Origin of the sequence: Streptomyces sp. NTH33, from assembly GCF_003236365.1 — a bacterium.
GTDB lineage: Bacteria > Actinomycetota > Actinomycetes > Streptomycetales > Streptomycetaceae > Streptomyces.
This window is the reverse complement of the sequence record NZ_POTZ01000012.1, coordinates 26,902-36,365: the sequence shown is the minus strand read 5'-3', so window position 1 is coordinate 36,365 and position 9,464 is coordinate 26,902. Positions and strand designations below refer to the sequence as shown.

Sequence of the window (9,464 nt, the reverse complement as noted above, 5' to 3'; positions counted from 1 at the left end):
CCCCCGCCGAAGACCCCGCCGGCCGGCACGCCCGCCGCTTCGGGCTGCCCGTCGCCACCGCCCTGGTCATGGGCAACATCATCGGCGGCGGGATCTTCCTGCTTCCGGCCTCCGTCGCCCCGTACGGCACCGTCAGCCTGGTCGCCTTCGGAGTGCTGACCGTCGGCGCCATCGCCCTGGCGCTGGTCTTCGGCCGCCTCGCCGAGCGGAATCCGCGCACCGGCGGACCCTACGTCTACACCCGCGAGGCCTTCGGCGACTTCGCCGGCTTCCTCGCCGCCTGGGCGTACTGGATCACCACCTGGGTGTCGAACGCCGCACTCGCCGTCGCCGCCGTGGGCTACCTCGACGTGCTGATCCCGGTGAACGGCCACCGCTGGACGGCGTGCCTGGCCGCGCTCACCCTGCAGTGGCTGCCCGCGCTCGCCAACTTCGCGGGCACCCGGTACGTGGGCGCCGTACAGCTCGTCTCCACCGTGCTGAAGTTCGTGCCGCTGCTGCTCGTGGCGGTCGGCGGGCTGTTCTTCTTCGACACCCGCAACCTCGGCCCGTTCCACGCGGGCGGCGGCAGCGCGATCGGCGCGGTGTCCGCCTCGGCCGCGATCCTGCTCTTCTCCTACCTCGGGGTGGAGTCCGCCGCCGTCAGCGCGGGCGAGGTGAGGAACCCGCGGCGCACCGTGGGCCGCGCCACCGTCATCGGCACCGCGGGCGCGGCGCTCGTCTATCTGCTGGGCACGCTGTCCGTCTTCGGCACGGTCGCGCACGACCGCCTGGTGAGGTCCAGCGCCCCCTTCTCGGACGCCGTGAACACCATGTTCGGCGGCTCCTGGGGCGGAGTGGCCGTCGCGCTCGCCGCGCTGGTGTCGATGACCGGCTGCCTCAACGGCTGGACGCTGCTGAGCGCGCAGACGCCGTACGCCGCGGCGCGGGACGGACTGTTCCCCGCCGCCTTCGCGCGCCGGCGGCGGGGCGTTCCGACCGTCGGTGTCGCGGTCGCCGTCGTCCTCGCCTCGCTGCTCACCGTCTACAACTACGCCTCGGGCTCGGCCAAGGTGTTCGAGGTCCTGGTCCTGGTCACCACGTTCACCGCGACGGTGCCGTATCTGCTGGCCACCGCCGCGCAGATCTTCCACCTCGTCTCGGGGCGGCGCGAGCGGGTCGACCGGGCGCGGCTGGTACGGGACGCCGTGGTCGCGGCGGTCGCGGCCGCCTTCTCGCTGTGGCTCGTGGCGGGCGCCGGGTACGCCGCGGTGTACCAGGGTGTGCTGTTCCTGTTCGCGGGGGTCGTCGTCCACGCGGTGATGGCGGCCCGCCGGAGCAGGGCGGCGGTCTGATCCGACGGGCCGCCCGGGCCCGGCTCACGGAGCCGCGTGGGCCGGGCCGGACGGACGGCCGCCGGGGTGGCGGTGGCGCCAGAGCCAGAAGACCGCGCAGGAGACGACGGCCCAGCCCGCCAGGACCAGGAACGGGAAGGCGTGCTGGTGCCCCGCGAAGTACACGGCGGTGTGCTGGGCGTTCACCGAGGCGCCGGGAGGCAGCCAGCGGCCGATGACACCGAGCGGGGAGGGCAGCAGCGGCCAGGAGACCGCGCCGCCCGAGGACGGGTTGCCGAGCAGGACCATCAGCCCCCAGGTCGGCAGCATGGCCCAGCGCCCGAACAGGGCGTTGAACATGGTGAAGACCATGCCGGAGGCGAACATGGTCAGTGCCAGGATCAGCCAGGACTCCACGAACGGCAGGCGCAGCGCGCCGAGCAGCCAGTCCACCACCGCGGCGATCACGAAACCACCGAGCAGGGCGTAGGCGACGGTGAAGGCGATCCGCTCCAGCGGGTTCAGCGCGCGTGCGTGCACGCTCAGTTGGATGGCGCCGACGAAGCCGAGGATGACGGCGGCGAGCGAGATGTAGAAGATCGCCAGCCCGCGGGGGTCGCCCTCCTGCAGCGGTTTGAGGTCGCGGACGGTGACCGGTACGCCGGTGGCCCTGCCGACCTGCACCGCCGCCTTCTCCAGCACCTGGGCGACGCTCGCTCCGGACGCGCCGGACACGTCCAGCGTGACCGTGTTCCCGGCGGGCGGGACGTCGAGCACGGCGAACACCTTCTGGTCGTCCACCGCCTGCTCGGCCGCTCCCCGGCTGTCGTACGCGCTCAGCTTCAAGGACGCGTTCAGCGCCTCCTCCATGCCGGCGACGAAACGCCGGCCCTGCTCCTGGCCGTAGGCGCCGACGACCGCGGTGGGGACGGTGTGCGGTGTCGGTCTGGCCATGGCATAGGTGTACGAGCCGGCGAAGAGCCCGGCCGCGGCGGCGAGAATCAGCGTGAGCACGATCGCGGGCAGGAACGGCGAGTGCCGGAAGTCGGCCCAGCGCTCGGCCCGGCCGGGCGGCCGGCCATGAGCACCATGCGGCAATTCGGACATACCGCCCACGCTAGGTCACCGGCGCCCCCGGCTCTCCCACCAAGGCCGGCCTCTCGATGGAGTACATGCACTGCGGGGCACCCCACTCCACGAAACCGCCGGCCGGCCGCATCCCGAGCGCCTCGAGCAGACGGCGTGAACGGCTGTTGGCCTCCTGGGTGACCGCGATGACGGAGGGATCGTCCGACGGGACGTGGTCGAACGCCCAGCCGACCGCGGCTGTCACGGCCTCACGGGCACATCCCCGTCCCCAGTGCTCCGGCAGGAAGGAGTACGACACCTCCCGCCGGCCGCCGAACCGGGACTCCGGGTCGATCGACACCGAGCCGAGCACGGTCGCCTCCCGCCTCGTGACCACGGTGAACAGATACGGCCGGTCCGCGAAGTGCCGCCGGTAGGCCGGGAGGAGGTCCTGCGCGACGGGGCCGCCGAGAAACCGCCGGACCTCGGGATCGGTCCACAGACGGGTGTACTCGGGGGCGTCCGCGGGTTCGGCGGGGCGCAGGGTCAGCCTCGGGGTGGTGAGGACGCACGGCCAGGGTCCCGCGGAAGGGGAAGGAGGCGAGGGCATGGCGGCCATGGTCGCACCGGTCGTTCGTGGTGCCGGTCCTCCCCGCCCGTGTGCGGTGCGGAGTGCCTCGTGGGAAGCCGAGCCCCGTGCCGGTGGGGGGACGGGCGGGGAGGACCGGAGATCAGCGGTGTGGGGTCAGTCCGCCTTGTTCAGCTTGTCCAGGGCCTTGGCGAGGCCGTTGGCCCACAGCTGGTTCACGCGGGCGCGCTCGTTCGCGTTCGGGTAGCGGTTGGTGCAGGACGTGCCGGGGCCGCCGCCCGACATCAGCTCGCTGCAGGGGCCGCTGTAGTGGTCCGGCAGACCCAGTACGTGTCCGGTCTCGTGGGCGGTGACGCGGATGGAGTCGTACTGCCGGTTCTGCGCGTAGTCGAGGAAGATGTAGCCCTTGCCGTGGCCGTTCGTGGAGGCGTAGGAGCCCCGCGAGTCGTTGCCCTCGTAGAAGGAGAAGTCGGCGCTGCCCGACGTCGCCTGGAGCTTGACGTTGGACACGGAGCTGTTCCAGATGGAGGCGGCGCTCGATATCTGGGAGCGGAAGCTGGGCGCCTGGGCGGCGTTGTAGTAGACGGTCACCGCCTGCAAGGTCGGCTGGGCGGCCTGCCTCTTGGCGACCGACTCCAGCACGGCCTCGAAGAACGCCTCGTTGCCGGCGGCGTTCTCCGCCGAGCCGGCGTACTGGGCGTACGAGGCGGCGGACCCGGACGGCGCGGAGCCGGTCTCCTGGGCGCCGGCCGGCGAGGCGGTGCCCAGCGCGGCCGTTGCCAGGCCGAGGCCGAGCGCGAGAGCCACAAATCTCGTGCGGGACGACTTCATGTGGGGGAGCTCCTCGTTCGTGTGGGGTGGTGAACGATCGGTCACGCAGGAGTTTCGGGCATACCAACGACCCAGCGGATGATGGCAATTGGGGATAGCGCGGAGCTATCGGGGACCGACTCGTACGGTTCCGCTGGTTCCGTTGGGATTTGAACGTCTGGTGTGGCGTCCGGCGCCGCCCTACGCTCCCTCCCATGGAGTTCGAGGTGAGGCACCTGCGCGTGCTGTGCGCCATCGCCGACCACGGCAGCCTGCACCGGGCTGCTCGTCAACTCGGCCTGGCGCAGCCCTCGTTGAGCACCCAGCTGCGTCGCATCGAGCACGCCCTCGGCGGCCAGCTCTTCCTGCGCACCCGTACGGGCTGCCGTCCCACACCGCTGGGACACGCGGTACTGAGCCGCGCCAGGCCCCTCGTCGCCGAACTCGCCGCGCTCGTCACCGAGACGAGGGCGGCGGCGGCGCGCGCCACCGGCGGGCCCCACCTGCGCATCGGCGCCACCGCCAGCCGGGCCCTGCCGGGCTGGCTGCGCCGGCTGCGCACCCGCGTGCCCCGGACCGAACCCACCCTCCAGATGGACGTGTCCGCCAATTCCCTGCTGCACATGGTCGCCACGGGCCGGCTGGACATGGCCTTCGTGCACGAGGTCGAGGGCAGCCCGCTGCGCATCCCGCCCGGGCTGTGTCTGCGCGTACTGGTCGAGCGCGAACCGCAGTTCGTCTCACTCGCCGTCGATCACCCGGCGGCCGCACGGCCCGAGGTACGGCTCGCCGACCTCGCCGGCGACCGCTGGATGGTCGACTCCACGGTCGACGGCGAGTGGGACGCCGTGTGCCGCGTTCTGCGCGGGGCGGGAATCGAGCCCGCCATGCTGCACGGCGACTACCTCACCGCCTACTCCCTGGCCGCCACCGGCGAGGTGGTCACCGTCAGCCAGCCCACCGCACGCCCCCGCTCCGACCTCGCCATCCGCCCCCTGCAGGGCGATCCGATCGGCGTACGGCTCCTGCTCACCGCCCGCAGCGAAGCCGAACTCGACAACGGATACGCCGAGTTGGAGGACGCCTACTGGGAGGCGGCCCGCCAGGCACCGGCGTACCGGGAGTGGCTGGAGCGTTCGGGCACGGTCCGCGCGTCCCACGTCCCGCGGTCCCCGCGGAAACGACCGGTGGGGGTCGGTCCGTAGCCGCCCTCCGCCCCGCCCGCCGTGCTCCATGGCCGTGACGACCACGAGGCGCACCCCGGCCGTGCCGGGGTGCGCCTCGCGCCGGCGGGTCAGTCCACCTCGACGAGCAGGTCGCCGCCCTCCACCTGCTGGACGCGGTTGATGGCCAGCCTGGTCACCCGGCCCGCCTTCGGGGCGGTGATGGCGGCCTCCATCTTCATCGCCTCGATGGTGGCCACGGTCGCGCCGACCTCCACCTCGTCGCCCTCGGCGACCGCGAGGGTCACCACACCGGCGAACGGGGCCGCCACATGGCCGGGGTTGCTCCGGTCGGCCTTCTCGGTGACGGGGACGTCGGAGGCCGCGGCGGCGTCGCGCACCTGGATCGGGCGGAGCTGGCCGTTCAGCGTGGACATCACGGTGCGCATGCCGCGCTCGTCGGCCTCGCCGATCGCCTGCAGCTCGATGAGGAGCCGGACGCCGGGCTCGAGGTCGACGGCGTACTCCTTGGCGGGGCGCAGCCCGTAGAAGAAGTCCTTGCTGTCCAGCACGCTGGTGTCGCCGTAGGTCTGGCGGTGGGTCTCGAACTCCCGGGTCGGGCCGGGGAACAGCAGCCGGTTGAGGGTCGCGCGGCGGGACTTCTCCAGGCCCTCGCGGTCCTCGGCGGTCAGCTCGGTCACGGGCTTGGCCTGCGCACGGCCCTTGAGTGCCTTGGTGCGGAACGGCTCCGGCCAGCCGCCGGGCGGGGTGCCCAGCTCGCCGCGCAGGAAGCCGATGACGGAGTCGGGGATGTCGAAGCGGTCCGGGGTCGCCTCGAAGTCCTCCGGTGCCACGCCGGCGCCCACCAGGTGCAGGGCGAGGTCGCCGACCACCTTGGACGAGGGGGTGACCTTGACCAGGCGGCCCAGGATGCGGTCGGCGGCGGCGTACATCGCCTCGATGTCCTCGAAGCGGTCGCCGAGGCCCAGCGCGACCGCCTGGGTGCGCAGGTTGGACAGCTGGCCGCCGGGGATCTCGTGGTGGTAGACGCGCCCGGTGGGCGAGGCCAGGCCCGCCTCGAACGGGGCGTAGATCCTGCGGACGCTCTCCCAGTACGGCTCCAGGTCGCCGACGGCCTGCAGGTCCAGACCGGTGGGGCGGTCGGAGTGGTCGGTGGCGGCGACGATCGCCGACAGCGACGGCTGGGAGGTGGTGCCGGCCATCGACGCGACCGCGCCGTCCACGGCGTCGGCCCCGGCCTGGATCGCGGCGAGGTAGGTGGCGAGCTGGCCGCCCGCGGTGTCGTGGGTGTGCAGGTGCACCGGCAGGTCGAACTCGCGGCGCAGCGCCGACACCAGCGTGGCGGCGGCGGGGGCGCGCAGCAGTCCCGCCATGTCCTTGATGGCCAGGACGTGCGCTCCGGCGGCCACGATCCGCTCGGCCAGGCGGAGGTAGTAGTCCAGGGTGTACAGGCGCTCCGCGGGGTCGGAGAGGTCGCCCGTGTAGCACAGGGCGACCTCGGCGATCGCCGTCCCGGTCCCGCGCACGGCGTCGATGGCCGGCCGCATCTGGCCGACGTCGTTGAGCGCGTCGAAGATGCGGAAGATGTCGATGCCGGTGGCGGCGGCCTCCTGGACGAAGGCGTCGGTCACCTCGGTCGGGTACGGCGTGTAGCCCACGGTGTTGCGGCCGCGCAGCAGCATCTGCAGGCAGATGTTGGGCGCCGCCTCGCGCAGGGCGGCCAGCCGCTCCCAGGGGTCCTCGGCGAGGAAGCGCAGGGCGACGTCGTAGGTGGCGCCGCCCCAGCACTCCAGGGACAGCAGCTGCGGCAGGGTCCGTGCCACCACCGGGGCGGCGGCCAGCAGGTCCTTGGTGCGCACCCTCGTGGCGAGCAGGGACTGGTGGGCGTCGCGGAAGGTGGTGTCGGTGACGCCGATGGTCGGCGACTGGCGCAGGTGGCGGGCGAAGCCCTCCGGGCCGAGCTCGACGAGCCGCTGCCGGGAGCCCGCGGGCGGCTCGCCGTCGGGCAGCGACGGCAGCTTGGTGACCGGGTCGACGGAGTCGGGCCGCTCGCCGTGGGGCTTGTTCACCGTGACGTCGGCGAGGTAGGTGAGCAGCTTGGTGCCGCGGTCGGCGGAGGTGCGGGCGGTCAGCAGGTACGGGCGCTGCTCGATGAAGGACGTGGTGACGCGGCCGGCCTGGAAGTCGGGGTCGTCGAGGACGGCCTGCAGGAACGGGATGTTGGTGGCGACGCCGCGGATGCGGAACTCGGCCACGGCACGCCGCGCCCGGCCGATCGCGGCCTTGAAGTCCCGGCCGCGGCAGGTGAGCTTGACCAGCATCGAGTCGAAGTGCGCGCTGATCTCCGTACCGGCGTGGGTGGTTCCGCCGTCCAGGCGGATGCCCGAGCCGCCCGGTGAGCGGTAGGCGCTGATCCGGCCGGTGTCCGGGCGGAAGCCGTTGGCGGGGTCCTCGGTGGTGATACGGCACTGCAGGGCGGCGCCGCGCAGGGTGATGGCGTCCTGGGAGAGGCCGAGGTCGGCCAGGGTCTCGCCGGCGGCGATGCGCAGCTGGGCCTGGACCAGGTCGACGTCGGTGACCTCCTCGGTCACCGTGTGCTCGACCTGGATGCGCGGGTTCATCTCGATGAAGACGTGGTTGCCGTCCCGGTCGAGCAGGAACTCCACGGTGCCCGCGTTGCGGTAGCCGATCTCGCGGGCGAAGCGGACCGCGTCGGCGCAGATCCGTTCCCGCAGCGCAGGGTCGAGGTTCGGCGCGGGGGCGAGCTCGATGACCTTCTGGTGGCGGCGCTGCAGCGAGCAGTCGCGCTCGAAGAGGTGGATGACGTCGCCCTGCCCGTCGGCGAGGATCTGCACCTCGATGTGGCGCGGGTCGACGACGGCCTTCTCCAGGAAGACGGTGGGGTCGCCGAACGCGGACGCCGCCTCGCGGGAGGCGGCCTCGATGGACTCGCGCAGCGCGGCCGGGTCCTCCACCCGCCGCATGCCGCGCCCACCACCGCCGGCGACCGCCTTGACGAACACGGGGAAGCCGATGTCCTCGGCGGCGCGGACCAGTTCGTCGACGTCCGTGGAGGGCGCCGAGGAGCCGAGCACCGGCACGCCGGCGGCGCGGGCGGCCGCCACCGCGCGGGCCTTGTTCCCGGTCAGCTCCAGCGTGTCGGCGTCCGGTCCGACGAAGGTGATGCCCGACTCCTCGCAGGCGCGGGCGAGTTCGGGGTTCTCGGACAGGAACCCGTAGCCCGGGTAGACGGCGTCCGCGCCCGCCCGGCGTGCGGCACGGACGATCTCCTCCACGGAGAGATAGGCGCGCACGGGGTGTCCCGGCTCGCCGATCTGATAGGCCTCGTCGGCCTTGAGCCGGTGCAGGGAATTGCGGTCCTCGTGCGGGAACACCGCGACGGTTCGCGCACCCAGTTCATAGCCGGCGCGGAAAGCGCGAATCGCGATTTCGCCGCGGTTGGCGACGAGCACCTTGCGGAACATTTTCCATCCCTTCGGCCTGCCGGTGAGAGGACCATGGTGGCGGGCAGGTCCTCGTCACGCCATGTGAGGCGGACCACTCACCTCCGATTGTCCCGCGCGTGTCGCCGGTTTCCCGCGGAATCGTCCGCGGTCGGTAACAGCGGGATCCGGGGCCGGCCTTTCTCCGTCCTGACGCATGCACGGGATTCACCGAGGCGGCGAGGAACGGGGCGGGACATGGTGCGGCACGGCAAACGAGGGTGGCACGGCCGGGTGCTGGCGGCGGCGGTCGGGGGGACGGCGGCGGCCGCCGCGGCCTCGGTGTGGACCGCGCAGGCCGGCCCGGTCGCGGGCGGGGACGCGCGTCCGGGCGTGTCGGCGCACCCCGCCGCGCCCGGCGCACGTCCCCAGGTCCCCGCGGCGCCGGTGTCGGCGGACATCGTCCACGCCTCCGACCGCGGCCCCCGGGGTGTCAACATCACCATCGACGACGGGCCCGACCCCGTCTGGACGCCGCAGGTGCTGCGGGTGCTGCGGGACAACGGGGTGAAGGCGACCTTCTGCATGGTGGGCACACAGGCCCGGGCGCACCCCGACCTGGTGAGGGCGGTGGTGGCGGCCGGGCACCGGCTGTGCGACCACTCGGTCTCCCACGACACGGCCATGGACACCGGGTCCGAGAGCTATCAGTCGCAGCAGATCCTGGACGCCGAGCGCATGATCACCCAGGCGTCCGGGGGCGTCCGCCCGCAGTACTACCGCGCTCCGGGCGGCGCCTTCACCCCGTACAGCCGGCGGCTCGCCGCGTCCCGGGGGATGCGGCCGCTGGGCTGGAACGTCGACACCAAGGACTTCGAGCGCCCCGGCACCGCCGCCATCGTCGCCACCGTCGAGAGCCAGATCGGCAACGGCCCGACCGTCCTGTTCCACGACGCCGGCGGAGACCGGTCCCAGACCGTCGCCGCCCTGCGCGAGGTCCTGCCCTGGCTGAAGCAGCGGGGTTACTCCTTCGGCTTCCCCGTGCGCTGAGGCCGCG

General features: G+C 73.0%; 7 protein-coding genes. 3 read left to right on the top strand and 4 right to left on the bottom strand.

Translation table 11 applies throughout. The features are described from left to right. Window positions 1-1,334: amino acid permease (locus tag C1I97_RS02480; RefSeq protein WP_111001571.1), on the top strand; the 1,334-nt coding region annotated here is incomplete at its 5' end. Between the two features lie 24 nt (window positions 1,335-1,358). On the opposite strand, the gene C1I97_RS02475 is transcribed toward C1I97_RS02480, so the two are convergent. The 3 genes from C1I97_RS02475 to snpA form a co-directional block, all read right to left on the bottom strand. Continuing rightward, window positions 1,359-2,420 (bottom strand): ABC transporter permease, encoded by a 1,062-nt coding sequence (locus C1I97_RS02475; protein ID WP_111001574.1) that lies wholly within the window; start codon window positions 2,418-2,420, stop codon window positions 1,359-1,361. Between the two features lie 10 nt (window positions 2,421-2,430). Continuing rightward, complete coding sequence (locus tag C1I97_RS02470; protein ID WP_111001573.1) at window positions 2,431-2,991, bottom strand: GNAT family N-acetyltransferase; 561 nt, start codon at window positions 2,989-2,991, stop codon at window positions 2,431-2,433. Window positions 2,992-3,126: 135 nt separating this feature from the next. Then, window positions 3,127-3,801 carry a snapalysin gene (snpA, locus tag C1I97_RS02465; protein WP_111001570.1) on the bottom strand — a complete coding sequence of 225 codons (675 nt, stop codon included), beginning with the start codon at window positions 3,799-3,801 and terminating at the stop codon, window positions 3,127-3,129. Between the two features lie 194 nt (window positions 3,802-3,995). Here snpA and C1I97_RS02460 point away from each other — a divergent pair, with 194 nt between their 5' ends. After that, window positions 3,996-4,985 (top strand): LysR family transcriptional regulator, encoded by a 990-nt coding sequence (locus tag C1I97_RS02460; protein WP_111001569.1) that lies wholly within the window; start codon window positions 3,996-3,998, stop codon window positions 4,983-4,985. Between the two features lie 89 nt (window positions 4,986-5,074). On the opposite strand, the gene C1I97_RS02455 is transcribed toward C1I97_RS02460, so the two are convergent. Beyond that, entirely contained in the window at window positions 5,075-8,449 is a 3,375-nt protein-coding gene (locus C1I97_RS02455) for a pyruvate carboxylase (RefSeq protein WP_111001568.1), read from the bottom strand. Between the two features lie 216 nt (window positions 8,450-8,665). Between C1I97_RS02455 and C1I97_RS02450 the strand changes: the two genes are divergently transcribed. Continuing rightward, entirely contained in the window at window positions 8,666-9,457 is a 792-nt protein-coding gene (locus C1I97_RS02450) for a polysaccharide deacetylase family protein (protein WP_111001567.1), read from the top strand. Window positions 9,458-9,464 lie beyond the last annotated feature (7 nt).